At 64.2% G+C, this 16,358-nt stretch carries 19 protein-coding genes and 1 pseudogene; 16 read left to right on the top strand and 4 right to left on the bottom strand.

Translation table 11 applies throughout. The features are described from left to right. The first annotated feature begins 532 nt into the window (after positions 1-532). Both CXR00_RS10505 and CXR00_RS10500 read left to right on the top strand, forming a co-directional pair. Positions 533-778, top strand: coding sequence for a hypothetical protein (locus CXR00_RS10505; RefSeq protein WP_104054443.1), 246 nt, complete (start codon positions 533-535; stop codon positions 776-778). Then, complete coding sequence (locus CXR00_RS10500) at positions 775-1,743, top strand: SRPBCC domain-containing protein (RefSeq protein WP_104054442.1); 969 nt, start codon at positions 775-777, stop codon at positions 1,741-1,743. The genes CXR00_RS10505 and CXR00_RS10500 overlap by 4 nt, the downstream gene beginning before the upstream one ends. 13 nt (positions 1,744-1,756) lie before the next feature. On the opposite strand, the gene CXR00_RS18255 is transcribed toward CXR00_RS10500, so the two are convergent. Continuing rightward, positions 1,757-1,984 carry a hypothetical protein gene (locus tag CXR00_RS18255; RefSeq protein WP_181032527.1) on the bottom strand — a complete coding sequence of 76 codons (228 nt, stop codon included), beginning with the start codon at positions 1,982-1,984 and terminating at the stop codon, positions 1,757-1,759. A 126-nt stretch (positions 1,985-2,110) separates the two neighbouring features. Here CXR00_RS18255 and CXR00_RS18250 point away from each other — a divergent pair, with 126 nt between their 5' ends. The 8 genes from CXR00_RS18250 (at position 2,111) to CXR00_RS10460 (ending at position 8,493) form a co-directional block, all read left to right on the top strand. Beyond that, on the top strand, positions 2,111-2,764 hold the full coding sequence (locus CXR00_RS18250; RefSeq protein ID WP_219816915.1) for a phosphotransferase: 654 nt from the start codon (positions 2,111-2,113) through the stop codon (positions 2,762-2,764). Positions 2,765-2,788: 24 nt separating this feature from the next. Continuing rightward, positions 2,789-3,244 carry a DUF6176 family protein gene (locus CXR00_RS10490; protein ID WP_104054440.1) on the top strand — a complete coding sequence of 152 codons (456 nt, stop codon included), beginning with the start codon at positions 2,789-2,791 and terminating at the stop codon, positions 3,242-3,244. A gap of 31 nt (positions 3,245-3,275) precedes the next feature. Continuing rightward, the gene (locus CXR00_RS10485) at positions 3,276-3,800 is read left to right on the top strand and encodes a hypothetical protein (protein ID WP_104054439.1); all 525 of its coding nucleotides are present in this window, start codon (positions 3,276-3,278) and stop codon (positions 3,798-3,800) included. Positions 3,801-3,849: 49 nt separating this feature from the next. Then, the gene (locus tag CXR00_RS10480) at positions 3,850-4,548 is read left to right on the top strand and encodes a nucleotidyltransferase domain-containing protein (protein WP_104054438.1); all 699 of its coding nucleotides are present in this window, start codon (positions 3,850-3,852) and stop codon (positions 4,546-4,548) included. Between the two features lie 54 nt (positions 4,549-4,602). Further along, a complete protein-coding gene (locus CXR00_RS10475) occupies positions 4,603-5,565 on the top strand; it encodes a DUF2332 domain-containing protein (RefSeq protein ID WP_104054437.1) in 963 nt (320 codons plus the stop codon). A 48-nt stretch (positions 5,566-5,613) separates the two neighbouring features. Continuing rightward, positions 5,614-5,955: a YciI family protein gene (locus CXR00_RS10470; RefSeq protein WP_104054436.1), complete on the top strand. Its 342-nt coding sequence runs from the start codon at positions 5,614-5,616 to the stop codon at positions 5,953-5,955. 196 nt (positions 5,956-6,151) lie between these two features. Then, complete coding sequence (locus tag CXR00_RS10465) at positions 6,152-7,300, top strand: Vms1/Ankzf1 family peptidyl-tRNA hydrolase (RefSeq protein WP_104054435.1); 1,149 nt, start codon at positions 6,152-6,154, stop codon at positions 7,298-7,300. A gap of 59 nt (positions 7,301-7,359) precedes the next feature. After that, on the top strand, positions 7,360-8,493 hold the full coding sequence (locus CXR00_RS10460) for a polymer-forming cytoskeletal protein (protein WP_104054434.1): 1,134 nt from the start codon (positions 7,360-7,362) through the stop codon (positions 8,491-8,493). A 50-nt stretch (positions 8,494-8,543) separates the two neighbouring features. On the opposite strand, the gene CXR00_RS10455 is transcribed toward CXR00_RS10460, so the two are convergent. Both CXR00_RS10455 and CXR00_RS10450 read right to left on the bottom strand, forming a co-directional pair. Continuing rightward, on the bottom strand, positions 8,544-9,260 hold the full coding sequence (locus CXR00_RS10455; protein WP_104054433.1) for an NADPH-dependent F420 reductase: 717 nt from the start codon (positions 9,258-9,260) through the stop codon (positions 8,544-8,546). 131 nt (positions 9,261-9,391) lie between these two features. Beyond that, complete coding sequence (locus tag CXR00_RS10450) at positions 9,392-10,102, bottom strand: DUF4386 domain-containing protein (RefSeq protein ID WP_104054432.1); 711 nt, start codon at positions 10,100-10,102, stop codon at positions 9,392-9,394. A gap of 100 nt (positions 10,103-10,202) precedes the next feature. Here CXR00_RS10450 and CXR00_RS10445 point away from each other — a divergent pair, with 100 nt between their 5' ends. Further along, positions 10,203-10,904, top strand: coding sequence for a TetR/AcrR family transcriptional regulator C-terminal domain-containing protein (locus tag CXR00_RS10445; protein ID WP_237686806.1), 702 nt, complete (start codon positions 10,203-10,205; stop codon positions 10,902-10,904). A 230-nt stretch (positions 10,905-11,134) separates the two neighbouring features. Here the strand turns inward: CXR00_RS10445 and CXR00_RS10440 are convergent. Beyond that, positions 11,135-11,224, bottom strand: a pseudogene (locus CXR00_RS10440) (histidine phosphatase); the annotation flags it as partial. A gap of 276 nt (positions 11,225-11,500) precedes the next feature. Here CXR00_RS10440 and CXR00_RS10435 point away from each other — a divergent pair. The 5 genes from CXR00_RS10435 (at position 11,501) to CXR00_RS10415 (ending at position 15,864) form a co-directional block, all read left to right on the top strand. Next, positions 11,501-12,421 carry an alpha/beta fold hydrolase gene (locus CXR00_RS10435; protein ID WP_104054431.1) on the top strand — a complete coding sequence of 307 codons (921 nt, stop codon included), beginning with the start codon at positions 11,501-11,503 and terminating at the stop codon, positions 12,419-12,421. Beyond that, complete coding sequence (locus tag CXR00_RS10430; RefSeq protein WP_104054430.1) at positions 12,411-13,385, top strand: CPBP family intramembrane glutamic endopeptidase; 975 nt, start codon at positions 12,411-12,413, stop codon at positions 13,383-13,385. The genes CXR00_RS10435 and CXR00_RS10430 overlap by 11 nt, the downstream gene beginning before the upstream one ends. 117 nt (positions 13,386-13,502) lie before the next feature. After that, the gene (locus CXR00_RS10425) at positions 13,503-14,540 is read left to right on the top strand and encodes a pirin family protein (RefSeq protein ID WP_104054429.1); all 1,038 of its coding nucleotides are present in this window, start codon (positions 13,503-13,505) and stop codon (positions 14,538-14,540) included. After that, positions 14,537-14,917: a GNAT family N-acetyltransferase gene (locus CXR00_RS10420; RefSeq protein ID WP_104054428.1), complete on the top strand. Its 381-nt coding sequence runs from the start codon at positions 14,537-14,539 to the stop codon at positions 14,915-14,917. The genes CXR00_RS10425 and CXR00_RS10420 overlap by 4 nt, the downstream gene beginning before the upstream one ends. 38 nt (positions 14,918-14,955) lie before the next feature. Next, positions 14,956-15,864, top strand: a complete 909-nt coding sequence (locus CXR00_RS10415; protein ID WP_104054427.1) for an alpha/beta fold hydrolase — start codon at positions 14,956-14,958, stop codon at positions 15,862-15,864. Positions 15,865-16,358: the final 494 nt, after the last annotated feature.

Raw genomic sequence — 16,358 nt, 5'->3', positions numbered from 1 at the left:
AACGGTTTGTCCTTTCCGTGGAACTTCCGGGACGGCCACCGCGAGGTCCGTACAACTCTTCCTTCCGGCTGGTCGCCTGACAAGGGGCGGGCGCCGGTCCCGTGCCGGTTGCCACACCACCGCTTCGCCTCAGGCCGTCAGCACCAGATCCGCTCCGCCCATATCCCCTCAGCGGGCTAGCGCGCGCTCTCGCACCCGGGCTACAGCGTCAATCATCTGGCCGATGCCCGGTTCCTCTACCGGGAAATGGCCGCAGCGTTCGAGCGCCGAGGGGGTACCCGCCCGCCACCGCCGCTGCGGTCGCTCAGTACTTGCCTGACGAGACCCGGCGCGTTGGCGATGTGGCTGCGGCCTTTCTGCCGGCGCCGTGCACGAGGATGATTCTCACCGGTGCCTCAACATCACCTACGTCTTCGAGATGAACCCCCTCCCAGCTCCAACACCTGGACGTGCGGGAAACCGCCCCGGATCCGTGAAAGCGATGCAGCAACTTTGGTTGACAACCTGCTGCTAAGCAACCTAGGTTGACGGCATGAACTCATCCGATGTTGCGGCTGCTGCAGCAGATACAACTGATCCGCGTGCCGGCCTGAGGGCTGTGGCTGCGCTGCGCGCCACAGCGGATGCATTGGAGCTGCGGCAGGTTGAGGCTGCCCTCCGGTCCGGCATGAGTTGGCAGTCCATTGCGGATGCCCTCGGCGTCACGCGTCAAGCGGTTCACAAAAAGTACTCCAAGCGCGTTGATCCCTCCATCCCTATTTCCCGGAGACGAACATGAGCAGATTTACCCGTTATGCCGCGACAACCCAAACGCTTACATTGGCCGCCATGGAGGAAGCCTCCCGGCGAGGGGCGCGTGAAGCGGACCTCGAGGACCTGCTTTTGGCGCTTGTGCTTAGCGAGCAAACAGCGGGGACGGTTCTTCGCGAGCTGGGTATCACCATCAGGGCTGCCCGCGCTGCTGTGGAGCAGTATCAGCGGGAGCAGATTGCTTCGCTCGGGATCACCCTCGAATTGCCTGCGGCCGGGAACATTGTTTTTCACGAGACCGGTGGATACGAATGGTCCAAGCGTGCCTCGGATCTCATTCGCCGGGCCGGCGACAAGGCAGGCACCGCTGATGCCGCTGCGGTGCTGCGGGAACTGGTGAGTGAACCCAGCGGGCTGATCGCGGACCTGCTGCCGCGGCTGGGGACCACATCCGAGGAAGTTCTCACGGCACTTAACCGGAGCACGCCCGCACCCGCACCAAGTACGGCTGGCAAAACCCGCCGTCGCGGTCAATCCGGTAGTGCCATCGAATCCTTTATTCCGGCACCCGTTGATGATGTCCGGACGCTCCTTACGGATCCGGCCCGGGTTCCGGACTGGGAACCAATGATTAGCTGCGTCGAAGATGTTGCGACGGGGAACGGGATTTGGGCGGCACACGTGTCCACTACTCGCCCGGATGGAAAGCCGCTGAAGGTCGATACGAGGTTCCGGCGTCGAACGCTTCAACTCATGCCGTCCGGGGAACGTGCACATATCTCCTGGCGGTTTGCCTACCCGGACGCGCCGAAGAGCCCTCCCGTCACTGTTACCTTTGACCTCGCTCCCACGACGGGGGGAACAGAATTAAGAGCGACAATGACATGCACTGCGCGCCAGGGAATACGGTTTCTTTTGCGACCCTTGCAACGTTTCCTGATGTGGATCAGACTCTCTCAGATTACGGCCGCCATCAGTCGCGTCTATCGCTAAGATGACTGTCCGCTTAGATGAAGCCCGAGCCATCTCGTCCATTCTCAACGGCCTGGACGATGCCGGCATTCGGATACTTGTTGATGATGCTGAGGAAGTAGGCGTCGGCATTGGGGGAACAACTAAGACGGTGCGCATCGGTGAAACCACTGTCTTTATAAAACAGCTCCCACTGACAAGCATCGAAGAAGCGGATCCGGGGGGCACCGCTAGCCGGCTCCAGCTTCCCTTCGTCACCCATTACGGGATAGGGAGCCCCACCCAAGCGGTCGGGCGTGAACTGGCAGCACATCGGATCACATCCCGGTGGGTGCGCACGGGCGTGGTGGATTTCTTTCCGCTTTTGCTCGGGTGCCGGGTTCTTGATGTGAAGTGCGAGGCAGACCATAGCGAGTTCGACGGCGATGCTCCTCCACGCCGGTGGGGATCACACTGGCCCCAGATCCAAACCAAGCTCGCCGCGATTAAGGACGCTTCCAAAAGCATGGTGTTCTTCCTTGAGTATGTGCCGGAAACTCTGGGCGCCTGGGTGCGACGGAGTCTGGCCGAGGGCACCGGGGCAACCGTCTTTCCTCAAGCTGTTGACCAGCTCCTGGAAGCCACAGCATGGATGAACAGACAGGGTTTCCAGCACTTTGACGTGCATCCGGGGAACATCCTCGTCCGGAACGGGAGGCTGCTTTTTACGGACTTCGGCCTGGCACTTCACAAGGACTTCGAACTCACTGCGGAGGAAGAAGCATCCATGCCTGCGCATGACGGCTTCGACCGCGATTCCGCCCTGATGCACCTGTTCCACTGGACGGTGTTTGAAATCGGCTATACCTCGGCCCAAGAGCGGCTGGAGCTGCTGGGCGCTGCCGCCGCTGACGCAGCTACGCCGGCACTGGACCCGGTTCGAGCCGTTCTCGGGGACGGTGCTGACTTGATTGCGGAATATGCGGGTATCGCTGTCTATATGACCGAAATGTTCGAAGCCCTTATGCAAGATGCTCTCGCAGTGCGGTACCGACGCCCCTAGGCCTTCTTATGTGAGAATTGCCGGATGAATGAGCAACAGCCCTACGTTCCATTCCGCCCCGTACCCAGAGACTTTCCTGGACACATGATGCCGGCCTCGGTGCCCAGCGGGCTTCAACTGCAATTGAGCCGTTCACGGATTGTCGAGGGAATGGAAGAAGAGTTCGATCAGTGGATGACTATGCTCAACAGCCGGTACGACGAATGTGTGGAAACGCTGCCGGCAGAGCGTGCTGTTTTTGAGGCATCGTTCCGGCATGAGGAAGCAGACGGATCAACGTGGATCTACCACTTGAGCCTGATGGGGGAAGACGGGTCCGGGCTGGACGAGAGTAATCCCGTGGACGCAGCCCATGCTGACTACAACCAACGCGTGAAAGAACGCGGCTGGGAGGAGCTGATCCCGAAATTCATGCTCACTCCGGCTCATCTTCGAGATGCCATGGTCCATTGGGGCCGGACGGGCACAGAACCCAGCTAGGCAACAGAGCACCACCTCGTTAAGGAGCCGCATGCCGGACAGAACCCGCATCGAAAAACTCGAAGTACAGATCGGTGGGCTTTCCCGTCCTGAGCTGATGAGCCGGCTGGACTCGCATGGCATTCTGCTCAACGTTCATGCAGAAACCCTGCTGCAGGACGTTGTCTTCGATGAGCGGGACTCTCATCCCGTGATGGTCACGGAGCGGACGGTCGCCGAGCTGGGACTTTCCCACGGGGCGACGCTTCCCCAAATCTTCGAGGCTGCACAGCGACAGGGCTTACTGCTCTGCCCGATGGACGCCGGACCCTACTTGCGTATGGTGTGGACCGATCAGACGGCTTCCCGCGACTCCGTCATGTCGTCCGGGCGGGCGCCCGACGGCGGTCTCACCGTGGCAGCCGAAGCTTTTCGCGCTGACCATGAGTATCCGAAGGGCTTTTATCTCCGCTTCGTCAACGGGCATTCGTGGCTGCGCGGCTATCGGTGCGACGACCAACATCTGTGGTCACCCGCGGACCGGTTCATCTTTCAGCTTCCCCCACCGTCCGTCTAAGCGGGCGATCCTTTGCCGGACAGCGCCAGGATCCCGTTAGGATTCAGCAATGGATCCAGTCTCTGTCGCGCGCGCGTTCGTCCACCACGCCCATCCGGCTGCTGAATGTTCGATTCTGGGCGGGAGCGCTGGAACGGGAAAAGCCACAGCCAACTCTGACCTCGACATCGTGATTCTGTACCCCAACGGACACAGTAACTATGCCGAAACCACTCGATACCAAGGCTGGGTTGTTGAAGCTTTTGTTCACACCCCCGACTCAATTTCCTTCTGGTACGAAAAGGAAAGGGCCGCCCGGTGCGCCGTCTTGGGCGACATCGTCGCTCAGGGTGTGCTCCTGACGGATCAGGGGGCCGGAGAATCACTTCAAGACAGTGCACGCCGCTACATGGAAAAAGGTCCGGAACCCCTGAGTGAAACTGAGCGCGGGATCCGCCTCTACGGCCTCAGCAATTCCCTTGACGATCTGAACGGCAGCGCGGACCCTGCGGAAAAATTCGCTATCTCCGCCGATGTCTTTACCCAGGCTGTCGACCTCCTGTTGCTGCACGAAAATGCCTGGCTCGGCAAGGGCAAGTGGATGGTGCGCCGTCTGGACCAGCTTCCGCAGAACCAGTTGGCCCGCCAGCTTCTGGCGTGGGCGGGATCCGGTAAGCACGATGAACTCGCGTTGGCACGGATAACTTCCGAGGTCCTGCGCCAAGCCGGAGGCTATGTCATGGAGGGATTCGTGCGGGGGTCCCGCTAAACGGCCTATCTCGTCAGTGCTGAGGGACGAACGCTCCGCTGTTATGGTGATCGCATGGATGGGGTGGCCGGAGTATATGAGCGTTTCGCGGAGATCGAAGCCCGGGGAGTTTCACCGATCTACGAGGAGTGGGGGCGGGGAATCTCCCAAGATCCGGCGGTATGTACCCTCATTTCCTCGCTGCCCCCGATCAAGCGTCAACCAAACCTGGTGTTCGCCGCCGCACGCCTGACGGGTGCGCCCGAGCAGGGATACGGACAGCTGAGGGATTGGCTGATCGAAAACTGGGCCGAGGTGGTCCCGGTCATCCTGACCCGTTCCACGCAGACCAACGAAGCTGCACGGTGTGCCGTGCTGCTGCCGGTCCTGAGCCGGCTCGAGGGCGCGCTCAGCCTGATTGAGGCCGGTGCGTCTGCTGGGCTGTGCCTGTATCCCGATCGGTACAGTTACCGCTACGACGTCGGCGGCCGGACCGAGGCCCTTGACCCGGGCACCGGGCCGAGCGACGTCGTGGTGCCGTGCCGCATTAACGCGGCTGCGCTGCCAGCGCGGCTGCCCGACGTCGTTTGGCGGGCCGGTGCGGACCTCAACCCGTTGAACGTCAACGACTCGGACCAGATCGAATGGCTCGAGGCACTGGTGTGGCCGGAACACGACGAGCGGCGTCATCGTCTCCGCGCTGCTGCGCGGCTTGCGGAGTCAGAACCGGCATGCCTCGTTCGGGGAGACCTTCTGGATACCATCCCCGGGCTCATCGATCAGGCACCGGCCGGATCCAGGGTTGTGGTGTTCCACAGTGCGGTGCTCGTCTATCTCCGGTCCGAGGACCGGGAACGTTTCGTTGAGCTGATGGGGACCTATCCGGACGTCGTCTGGATCAGCAACGAGGGCGCCGGCGTGTTGCCAACCGTCACCGATCAGGTTCACAGGGCCATTAACGGGCGTACGATTGTGGCCGTCAACGGCCGCGCCCGCGGCCTGGCGGGTCCGCACGGCCAGTCCTACCAGAGTCTCTGACCCAGTTCATTCGGTAGTCTGCAGCACCACGAAAAAGGAGCCGACACGATGACCAAGTACCTGATCTCTTTCCCCAGCAGCGCCATGGTTTTCCCGGTGGAGGACCTGCCTGCCGTTTCGGCAGCGGCTCATGCAGTGATGCAGGAGGCCAAAGATGCCGGTGTGTGGGTGTTCGGCGGCGGCATCGATGAGAGCATTCCGCCGGTAATGGTCGACGGCGCGGGAACAGTCATCGAGGGGACGTACCCGCAGACCCGGCAGATTGACGGCGGCTATGCAGTGTTGGACCTGCCGTCCCGCGAGGCCGCCCTGGAGTGGGCCGCAAGGTTCGCGGGGTCCTGCCGCTGCGCCCAGGAGGTGCGTGCGTTCCAGGACGATCCGCTCAGCTGAGCAGCACCGCCCCTATGTGCCGCTGAAGACGGGGATCGTGCTGTACCTGCCGTAATCGCTGATGCGTTGGTGCCGTCCTCAGGCTGAAGCGGTCGCTCAGGCGCGGTCCCTCTTCAACCTGCGAAGGAACCGGTGTTAGCTGGAGAGACACGGATTGAATCGATGTGCGGCCGCCCTGTGCGGGAAGGAAATCGACATGACGGAGAAGCTCCACCAATTTGCGGATCTATATCGGAAAACCGGTCCCTGGTGCGTTGCCTACGTGGACGCCGGCGCCGGAACAGTGGAGGGCCTGGAAGCCGCCGAAGTCCGTCCCGGAAACGTCAGGAACGCCGCGGCTGCGCAGGGCGCTCCGCCCGCGGATCTGGAGGCCCTCGAAACCGCAGTGGACCCGGCCCGCGGTGTGCCCGGTCCCGTGTCCCGGTTTGTCCTGGTCCGGGACGGCAACGTGGAGCTGAATGAGCTTTTGCCGGGGCCGCTGGTCACCCCGAAACAAATCCATGTGGGACCGGTGCCGGATCTGCTGCCGCTGTTCAAGCACCGCCCGGAGGAGTTCCCGTACATCGTTGCCGATGTGTCCCGGGAGGGCGGGGAAATCCGGCTGGAGTACGTCGGCCGTCCCGGCGCCAGCGTGGAGGACGTTGAAGGGTCCACCGAGGACATCCACAAACTGTCCGCCGGCACCTGGGGGCAGGACAAGATGCAGCGCCGGACCGAACAAGTCTGGCGCCGGAATGCGGACGAGGTGGCCGCGCAGATTGACCGGATAGTGGACGCCAGCGGGGTGCGGCTGATTGTGCTGGCCGGAGATGTCCGCGCCCGGGGCCTGGTCCAGGATCAACTGGCAGAGGCCCATAAGCCGCTGGTCAGCATGCTCGACTCCCACACCCGCACGGCGGGGCCGCACCAGGACAGTTTCGAGGACCGGGTCCGGGAACTGATTGCGCTTCGATGGGCGGCCGAGCAGGAGCAGATCATGGACCGCCTCGCCCTGCAGCAGGGGCAGGCCAATCCCGAATCGGCCGCGGGCATCGGTGCAGTGGTGCATGCACTCCAGCAGGCCCAGGTGGACGTGCTGATCCTGAACGACAATGCTCTTGCGGACCGGACGCTGCTGGCTCTCGGCGCCGAGCCTTGGGTTGCAACGGCCGAGGAACAGGCCCTGGGCGCCGAAGTGCTGGGCAAGGTCCCGGCCTCGGCTGCGCTGCTGCGTGCGGCGTCCCTGACGGACGCGAGCCTGCTGCTGGTGCCTAACGGTGTGCTCCCGGGCGGCGGCGACGTCGCGGCTCTGCTGCGCTGGCAGACCGGTCCCAACGCTCCCGGGGGAAATTCGTCCCTGCCGTAGACAGGAGCAGTAGAAGCAGCGTGGGGGCGTGCATTTACAGATATCTGAAAGGCAACGCCATGAGACTTCCTTCACCTCCGCGGCGGGCTTTCTCCGCAGTTCTTGCCGCTGTGCTGCTGATTCTGTTGACCGGCACCGGAGCCTTGGCCTCTTCCCCGGCCGCAAACTCCCGGCTAGCCCCCGCTGTGCCGGCGGTGGTGAACGACGACGCAGGTCCGCAGTTCTACAGCGGACTGACCATCGACGTCCCGGATGACGTCTTCGGAGACGTGTACGCGTCCGGCCAGACCATCACTATCTCCGGCAATGTCACGGGCGATGTCATCGCCGCCGGCCAGACCATCAACATCACCGGAAACGTTGACGGCAATGTGCGTCTCGCCGGACAGGATGTGACCATCAGCGGCGAGGTCGCGCGCAGCGGCACCATCTTCGCCTCGACCCTCAACGTGACCGACACCGGCGCCTTGGGAACCGACCTGGTGGGCGCCGCGGGTGACATCGACATAGCCGGGGCGGTGGGCCGTGATGTGGAGGTGGGAGTTGGCGACCTCACCATCGACGGAGTGGTTGGGGGCAACCTGACGTATACCTCCGATGACGAGGCAGAGATCGCCCAGGGCGCGGTCAGCGGCACCGTGGAACGCATCGCACCGGAAACCCCGGAGGAGCCGTCTGTGGGGGAGCGGTTTGTCGGGTGGCTGCTCGGCCTGCTTTATGCGCTGGTCGCCCTGAGCCTTGTGACGGTGTTCGCTGGCTGGCTCCTGCCCCGTTTGCTGCACCGGGTGACCGATCAGCTGGTGCCACGGCCGTGGAAAGCGCTGCTGGTAGGTTTCGTGGCATCCATTGCCGTTCCCGTGGTGCTGCTCGTCCTGCTGGTGACGGTCATCGGTGCCCCGCTTGCACTGGCCGGCCTGCTGGTCTGGATCACGCTCACGCTCGCAACATTCGTCTTCGGTGCGTACTACATCGGCAGGCTCCTGTTCCGCGGCAATCAGCATCCCGTGGTCAAATCACTTGTTGGCGGGGTGATCCTCATTGTGGCGCTGCATATCCCGTGGCTGAACATCGCTGTCTGGCTGGCCATGGTGTTCTTTGGCCTCGGCGCGCAGCTTCTGGCGATCTATGACAAGCGGCCGTGGCAGCGGGCGCTGCCGTCGTCATCTGCTTCCATCAGCTCCGAGACATCATGATCGGGCGAAAAGTCTCGCCGGAATAAGTTCCGCCGGGCACGGGTACCGGCTTAGAAGACGCGCTCGGCCACGTTCACCCGGGAGGCGGACTTCAATGCGGACTCGACCTTCGCCTTGGGCGTTGTGCCCGGAACCGAGGTCATCAGCTGGTCGTCGGGCGTTCCGGCATCCGCGAGGTAGAGACGGGTGTAGCCGGAGGAGTCCGGCTCAAACCGCCAGCTGTCGGCAAGGGTGCCGGCGTCGACCACGTCGTAGCCCAGCGCATCGATGAGCGCCGCCGCCTCAGCCTTTGCGGCCGGATTGTCGGAAGCAACGGGGAGTGCGGAGCGGTCTGCGGACCCGGACGGGCGGGCCAGCAGCGGAATGTGGTGGGCCAGGATGTTATTGAAGGCCTTGACGTACCGCGCTTCGGGAAGCCGGCTCTGTACCAGTTCGCTCGTGGTCACCGTGCTCTCATCAAGCTCAGCAATGCGCCCGTCCCGGGACGGGTAGTAATTGCTGGTGTCCAGGACGATCTTGCCGTCCAGCAACCCGTCGGGAAGGCCGGAGACTGCGCTCAGCGGAATGGAAAGCACGACGGCGTCGCCGAGTTTCGCTGCGTCCTCCGCCGTTCCAGCCTGGGCCAGCGGGCCCAGTTCGGCGACCAGGTCCGTCAGCGTTTCGGGTCCCCGCGAGTTGGCAATGACAACGTTCATGCCCGCCGCAACCGCGAGCCGTGCGACCGCGGATCCGATGTTTCCGCTTCCGATAATTCCCAATGTGGCCACGATAAATCCCTTCGATGATGTTCGGCTGGACCGGCAGGGGTGAACTCCGCCAGTCCCTCAAGGAGACAACTGCGGCCGAGGTGGAGGAATTCCCCCCCCCCCCCGGGCGGCTCCATCCCGAAGGGGGTCACCTACGCGCCGGCGTCAACGTTTCCCGTCGGGCTGAAGGCACGGACCGGGCGCGGCCGTCGGAAGCCGACCACTGTCAGGTAAATACCCAGCGACGCTTCCCAGATAATCTCCGGAAGGGTGGCCAGCGCGGAGGGAACCGAGGACTGTTCATAGGCACCGAAAAGCACGGCAAGGCCGGACAGCGACATCAGCGGACCGCCGATCAGGCCGAATAGTGCCATCGGCCGCGGCACCAGATGCGAGCGGTACATCAGGAACCCGAGCAGCAGCCCGTTTCCGATGCCCACCACGAACCCCGGGCCGAGCAGGAAGGTCCAGCCGTGCAGCGCCACCAGCGCCCGCGCCACGGGCAGGTACTCATCGGCGTCGGCGCCGGCGGTCTGCCGCAGTGTCACCACGGTGAGCACGCTGAGGATTCCGACGGCAATCAGGGCGCACTCCATGATCCGGGCCGCAACATACCCGACCGCAGCGGTCTCGCTGTGCCGGCGGAGGACGGGAAACAGTACGACGGCGGTGCCGATGTTCGCGATGATCAGCACCAGTTCGCAGACGGCGCCGAGCAGCACCCGCGTATCGGCACCGGAACCGGTGACGTAGTCCGGGTCCGTGAGTAGCGGCGCATACAGCGCGGCCCCGGCAATGGCCGAGACGAAGGTGAGGAGGAAGAGGGACCCGGCGGTCCGGGCCGTGCGGTGAGAGGTCTGCATGACGCTCCTGTCAGCAAAGGTGTACCGCGTACACCTGATGCGATGAACATAGGTGTATGTCGTACACTCTGTCAAGCATCGATTCTCGGAAGGCGGCTCTATGGGACAGGTACCGAAGGCACGGCAGGAGGAACCGTCCGCCCGCCGCCAGCGCCTGAACAGGAGCGCCGTGCTGCGCGCCGGCGTCGTCCTGGCCGACCAGGTGGGGATCGACGGTTTCACCATGCGCACGTTGGCGGAGAAACTCGGTGTGGTGCCGATGGCGCTGTATAAGCATGTGGCGAACAAGCAGGAACTGCTCGAGGGCATGGTGGACCTGGTCTGGGCGGAGGTCACGGAACCGGAGGGCGGGTACGGCTGGAAGCAGGCCATGCGGGACCGTGCCGTCTCCCTCCGGGCCGCACTGTTCAGGCACCGCTGGGCGGTGGGGCGGATGGAGGCGGCCGGCCGGCCGGGGCCGGAGAACCTGCGCCAACACAACGCGCTGCTGGGCTGCCTAAGGGAGAACGGATTTTCCTTCCGGGCCACCGTCCACGTCACCAGCCTGCTGGACGCCTACGTGTACGGCTTCGCGCTGCAGCAGGAGACCCTGTCCTTCGAGACCCCGGAGGAGTCGGCCGAGGCCGCCGCTGCCACCCGCGATGCTGAGTCGGCGGAGGCTGCTGCCCGGTATCCGTACCTGCTCGAAGTGGTGGAGGAGCTGGCCAAGGAGGGCTACGACTACGACACCGAGTTCGGCGTCGGGCTGGACGTTCTGCTGGATGGCATCGAGGTTCTGCGGGGTTCCTGGCGCGACGGCTAGGTGCGGCCAGGCGGCGAGCTCGGGCACGGGGTCTTGGAGGGTGGCGCAGCTCCGGCGGGGGAATCTAGCTCCGGCGCGCGGCCTGCACAACGACGTCGGGCAGGGTGACGGTCTGTCCGTCCGGCGCCGTGACGGTGCGGGACTGCGTGTCGGCGGACCTAATGGTCCATTCCACCGGATCCAGCAGTGCCGCAACGTCGACAGCGGTGACGGTGGCTTCGCCGGGCGGCGTCGAGTTCGACGCCGGGGGTCCGGCCGGCCAGCAGCCCGGAGGCGTTCGCTGTGGTGCGGCCGTGCCGCACGAGGATTACTGTTGCCATTCCTCCAGCCTAGCCGCGGGGTCCGACGGCGCGGCGGACGGGGCCTGGGCGCAGCGCGGCATAGCTCTGCCCCTTCTTGGTTGCTGTCGCCGTTCTAGGTAATGCCTGGTGGCCGATTCTAGGTGCTCGCCACCGACGCGAGAGCGCCGACGCCGGTGGGAGTCTGGCAACGTCGCCGTGAACGGGTATCCGATCCCGGCACAGCCGCGGCCCAGGGGCGGAGCTCCACAGGCTGGGGCGTTCATGTCATTGGGCACACTACCGAGAGGGAAGACCATGGCGTTTATCAGCGTCGGATCAGAGAACAGCACGCCAATCGAGTTGTATTACGAGGACCAGGGTGCGGGGCAGCCTGTCGTCCTGATTCACGGGTATCCATTGAACGGACACAGCTGGGAGCATCAGACACGGGAGCTCCTGGCCAGCGGGTACCGGGTCATCACCTACGACCGGCGCGGCTTCGGCCAGTCATCGAAGGTCAGTGTCGGCTATGACTACGACACCTTTGCTGCCGACCTGAGCATCCTGCTGGAGGCCCTGGATCTGCAGGACGTCGTCCTGGTGGGCTTCTCGATGGGGACCGGCGAGCTCGCTCGCTATGTCGCCACGTATGGCCACGAGCGGGTGGCCAAGCTTGCATTCCTCGCCTCGCTGGAGCCCTTCCTTGTTGCGCGTGAAGACAACCCCGAGGGCGTGCCGCGGGCGGTGTTCGATGGAATTGAAGCTGCGGCTAGGAGCGACCGGTACGCCTGGTACACGCAGTTCTTCTCGGACTTCTACAACCTCAACGAGAACCTCGGTACCCGGGTCAGCCAGGAAGCGGTGAGCGGCAGCTGGAACACCGCAATCTCCAGCGCCCCGGTGGCGGCCTACGCCGTCGTCTCTTCGTGGATCGAGGATTTTCGGCGTGATGTCGAAGCAGTGCGCCGGAGCGGGAAACCGGTGTTGATCCTGCACGGCACTGCCGACCGTATCCTGCCCATCGACAACACGGCCCGCCGGTTCTCCCGGTCACTGCCCGCTGCTCACTACGTCGAGGTGGAGGGCGCCCCTCACGGGTTGCTCTGGACGCATGCCGACGACGTCAATGACGCCCTGCGCACCTTCCTAGGTTCGCCCGGCGACGGCTCCGCCACCGCTGAACCGGGCCATCTCGCCACACACAAGACGAAAGTAGAGGCCAGCCATGGGTCCTAATGAGAATGTCATCAACCAGGTATCCACACTCCGCGATACCGATCACGACACCAGCCGCGCCGGGGGAGACATCCCGGCTGGCACCCCGTACCACCGGGTGCTCGACCGGAAAACCAAAGGACGCGGAATACCGCGTGGCATTCTTGCCATCGTGCTTCTTTTTGGAGGATTGCTGGGATTTGGTGCCGTCGCCGCGCAGATCAGTGGACAGATTGATCTCTTGCTTGGCCGAGACAGCATTGTCACTGGCGGCACGGAATTCACGACCGTTACGCTGGCTGCTACCTTCGCCTCGAGCGCGCTACTCATTCCGTGGAGCATGCTCATCCAGCGCTGGCTCTACGGTGTCAAGGGGCGCACGATGCATTCCGTTACCGGAGTGTTCCGAGCGGCAGTGCTGGGTCGGGCAGTACTCGTTCTTGTGCCCGTCTGGGCCGTTTATATGACCGTCCTGACTATTCTTCAGCCTTCCGTAATGACCGACTGGGCCGTAGGCGACCTCCTCTTCATGTTCGTGGTCACGGTCTTGATCGTGCCGCTGCAGACCGCGGGCGAAGAGTATGGGTTCAGGGGGCTGATCTTTCGCGTGGCTGCTAGCTGGGGGAGAAGCCCTCGCTCAGCCCTGGCCTTGGGGGTGGTCGTCTCTTCGGTGCTGTTCGCGACGATCCACCTGTCCACCGACCTTTGGCTCAATCTTCAGTTCCTGGCCGTGGGCATCACCTTCGCGCTGATCACGTGGCGTACGGGTGGTCTTGAGACATCAGTCGTGCTGCACGCGGCCAATAATTCTCTTGGCCTGATGTTGGCACTTGTGCTTCACGCCGACCTCAATGCGACGACAGATCGCTCTTCCGGGGTGGGTTCCATGGCTTTCCTTATCCCCGTGGTCCTGTTGGCGGTAATCACCGGGGTGATCTGGTACCGCACGCGGCATACCGGGCCTGCGCTCACCCCGGCACCTTGATGCAGCGTTAGTTCCCCGAGCCAGAGCGACAGGCGCAGGGCTACAACCGTCTCTCCATCGCCTCCCACCACCCCGTGCCGGGGGCGAAGCGCCCCTCACCCACCAACAGGAGCAGCCATGACCCACGACGCTCTGAACTCCCTGGGACACAGCACCGTCCCCGGCCCTCCCCCCGATCTCGGAGAGCGCCTCACCCCGCGGAACGTGCCGTTGGGCGGGCCGCGGGCCATGACCGTGCGCCGCACCCTGCCGCAGCGGACCCGGTCCCTCATCGGTCCGTGGTGTTTCGTCGACCACTTCGGTCCCGACGACGTCTCCGCCAACGGCGGCATGGCCGTGCCCCGCCACCCCCACACCGGTCTCGCGACCGTGACCCTTCTGTTCTCCGGGCAGGTCCTGCACCGCGACTCGACCGGGTTCACCAACACTGTGCGCCCTGGGGAGGTGAATCTCATGATCGCGGGCCGGGGCATCTCCCACTCCGAGTTCTCCACCCCGGACACCACCCGCCTGCACGGGATCCAGCTCTGGTATGCCCTGCCGGACGACCTCCGCCACGGGCCACCGGAAGCCCAGCATCATGTCCCCACGCCGGAGATCAGGCCCGGGGGTACCGTGCGCACATATGTCGGGCGCATCGCAGGCGCCTGCTCACCGATCGACACCCGGACGCCGGCTCACGCCGCCGAAGCCCTCATCAACCCCGGTGAAAGCCTCGACCTGCCGCTGGACCCGAACTGCGAGCACGGACTACTTCTCGATACCGGGTCGGTCTCCCTCGCGGCGTGGGAAGCAGACGGTGTCGAGGCCTCTGCGCGAACCGCGCTGTCGCCCGGCGCGCTGCACTATCTCCCCGCCGGGCTGCCTGGCGTGCGCTTGCACGCCAGGCCCGGACCAGGCGCCCGCGTCGTGATCATGGGTGGCCCACCCTTCGACGAGGACATCGTCCTGTGGTGGAACTTCGTGGCCCGCAGCCACGCCGAGATCGTCACCTACCGCACCCAATGGCAGCGCGAAATCGGCGCCGAACCGGGTCCTGCACCGGGACCGGTGCGCTTCGGCCCATACCCCTCCGAGCCTTCGGGTGCGCTGCCCGCACCCGAACTGCCCAATGCCCAGATCAGACCCCGTACACGAGCGAGAGGACAGCAATGACAACCGAAAGTGAACGCAGCACGACTCAGACCCAGCCCGTCGAGGTGCGCAACAACTCTGAAGAGAGCCGTTTCGACATTCTGGTAGGGGGCGTCTCAGCGGGGTTCTCGATGTATACCCACCATGACGAGGGTCCATCGCGGCAGCGCATCTTCTACCACACCGTGATCGACGAGCAGTTCGACGGGCGGGGCCTGGCCAGCGTCCTCACCCGCACTGCCCTGAGAACCAGCGTCCAGGAGGGGTATCGCCTGGTGGCGGTCTGCCCCTACGTTGCGAGATGGCTCACGACGCATCGGGACGTCGACGACGCCGTCGACAGGGTCCGCCCAGCCCATCTCGCGGCAGTGCGACGGGCCGCGCAAGGGTCCGGCTGATCGATCAGGTACATACCGCCCCTAGAGAGGTTAGTGTCATGTCTGCAGTCCACCACCGCTTTGCGACCATCGAGGGCCGCCGGATCTTCTACCGTGAGGCAGGATCTCCCGAGTCACCAACGGTCGTTCTGCTCCACGGGTACCCGACCAGTTCGGCCATGTACCGCAACCTGATCCCGTTGCTCGCGGACCGCTACCACGTCGTCGCGCCAGACCATCTCGGCTTCGGGCTATCCGATGCCCCGAGCGTCGACGAGTTTTCGTACTCCTTCGACGCCCTCGCCCGAATCACATCCTCCCTGCTGGCCAGCCTCGAAATCACCAAGTATGCGATCGTCGTGCAGGATTATGGTGCTCCGATCGGGTGGCGGTTAGCTCTGGAGGATCCGTCGGCGATCACAGCGATCATCAGTCAGAACGGCAACGCCTACGAGGAGGGCTTCGTCGAGTCGTTCTGGAAGGACGTCTGGGCCTACGCGCGGGCCCAGACTCCGCAGACAGAGGCGGCCGTGCGGGCCGCGCTCACGCGTGAGGCCATCCGCTGGCAGTACGTGACTGGCGTTGCCGACCCCACCCTGGTGGACCCCGGAACCTGGGAACGGGATGCTTCGCTGATCGGACGACCGGGCAACGACCTCGTCCAGCTCGCCCTGTTCCGTAACTATGCATCCAACATTCCGCTATACCCCCGCCTACACGAGTACTTCCGTAGTACGCAGGTCCCTTTGCTGGCCGTATGGGGGCAAGGCGATGAGATCTTCGGGCCGGAGGGCGCGCACGCGTTCTCCCGGGACCTCCCCAACGCGCACATTGAGCTCCACCCCGGCGGGCACTTCTTGCTTGAGTCCGGGCTCGAGGCGGCGGCGGCGGTGATCCGCTCGTTCCTCAGCGAAGTCGGCTGGATGGGCAACGCCGTCCTGTCCGCGCCGCCCACGCCCACTGTCTGACACGTTCTGTCGGCCGCGCCCGTCGAGGCAGCCTGGTCCCGACCCATCTGATCGAGTTCGACGCCGGGGGTCCGGCCGGCCAGCAGCCAGGATGCATTCGCTGTGGTGCGGCCGTGCGGCACGAGGATTACTGTTCTCCAGCGGAGTATTACGCCGAATTATGCACTGTTACATTCTCGTCGATCAGGCTTTGTTGCGTTGGTTTACGTGATCATCACGGGCAAGTAACCCAGCAATAATCTTTCAAGAATCTGGCCGCGATTCTCGGACTGGGCCTTTCATGCGGGGCCCCCGGTCCGCGGTTTGGCCCGACCGCAGAACCACGAGGGCTGGGCTTCAGCTTCAGGGAGCAGGCGGCCCTTGGCCTGTACGCGCGTGCCTGGAGTAAGGATAAAGAAGCGCAATATTCCGGCGAGGAGCGCTCGTCGCAACCGTCAAAGCGGTAGGCGACGGCAGGCCTCCCGCGTCACGCGGAAGGCCTGCCGTCATCGTTC

Origin of the sequence: Arthrobacter sp. 9E16, assembly GCF_002929435.1 — a bacterium.
GTDB classification, from domain to species: Bacteria; Actinomycetota; Actinomycetes; order Actinomycetales; family Micrococcaceae; genus Arthrobacter_B; species Arthrobacter_B sunyaminii.
Note: the sequence above shows the minus strand (reverse complement) of the source record. Positions and strands in the feature narration are given on the sequence as shown.

Coding starts and splice junctions, on each gene's coding strand:
- CXR00_RS10505 (WP_104054443.1), top strand. CDS start 533: ATGAACTCATCCGATGTTGCGGCTGCTGCAGCAGATACAACTGATCCG.
- CXR00_RS10500 (WP_104054442.1), top strand. CDS start 775: ATGAGCAGATTTACCCGTTATGCCGCGACAACCCAAACGCTTACATTG.
- CXR00_RS18255 (WP_181032527.1), bottom strand. CDS start 1,984: ATGGGTGACGAAGGGAAGCTGGAGCCGGCTAGCGGTGCCCCCCGGATC.
- CXR00_RS10490 (WP_104054440.1), top strand. CDS start 2,789: ATGAATGAGCAACAGCCCTACGTTCCATTCCGCCCCGTACCCAGAGAC.
- CXR00_RS10485 (WP_104054439.1), top strand. CDS start 3,276: ATGCCGGACAGAACCCGCATCGAAAAACTCGAAGTACAGATCGGTGGG.
- CXR00_RS10480 (WP_104054438.1), top strand. CDS start 3,850: ATGGATCCAGTCTCTGTCGCGCGCGCGTTCGTCCACCACGCCCATCCG.
- CXR00_RS10475 (WP_104054437.1), top strand. CDS start 4,603: ATGGATGGGGTGGCCGGAGTATATGAGCGTTTCGCGGAGATCGAAGCC.
- CXR00_RS10470 (WP_104054436.1), top strand. CDS start 5,614: ATGACCAAGTACCTGATCTCTTTCCCCAGCAGCGCCATGGTTTTCCCG.
- CXR00_RS10465 (WP_104054435.1), top strand. CDS start 6,152: ATGACGGAGAAGCTCCACCAATTTGCGGATCTATATCGGAAAACCGGT.
- CXR00_RS10460 (WP_104054434.1), top strand. CDS start 7,360: ATGAGACTTCCTTCACCTCCGCGGCGGGCTTTCTCCGCAGTTCTTGCC.
- CXR00_RS10450 (WP_104054432.1), bottom strand. CDS start 10,102: ATGCAGACCTCTCACCGCACGGCCCGGACCGCCGGGTCCCTCTTCCTC.
- CXR00_RS10445 (WP_237686806.1), top strand. CDS start 10,203: ATGGGACAGGTACCGAAGGCACGGCAGGAGGAACCGTCCGCCCGCCGC.
- CXR00_RS10435 (WP_104054431.1), top strand. CDS start 11,501: ATGGCGTTTATCAGCGTCGGATCAGAGAACAGCACGCCAATCGAGTTG.
- CXR00_RS10430 (WP_104054430.1), top strand. CDS start 12,411: ATGGGTCCTAATGAGAATGTCATCAACCAGGTATCCACACTCCGCGAT.
- CXR00_RS10425 (WP_104054429.1), top strand. CDS start 13,503: ATGACCCACGACGCTCTGAACTCCCTGGGACACAGCACCGTCCCCGGC.
- CXR00_RS10420 (WP_104054428.1), top strand. CDS start 14,537: ATGACAACCGAAAGTGAACGCAGCACGACTCAGACCCAGCCCGTCGAG.
- CXR00_RS10415 (WP_104054427.1), top strand. CDS start 14,956: ATGTCTGCAGTCCACCACCGCTTTGCGACCATCGAGGGCCGCCGGATC.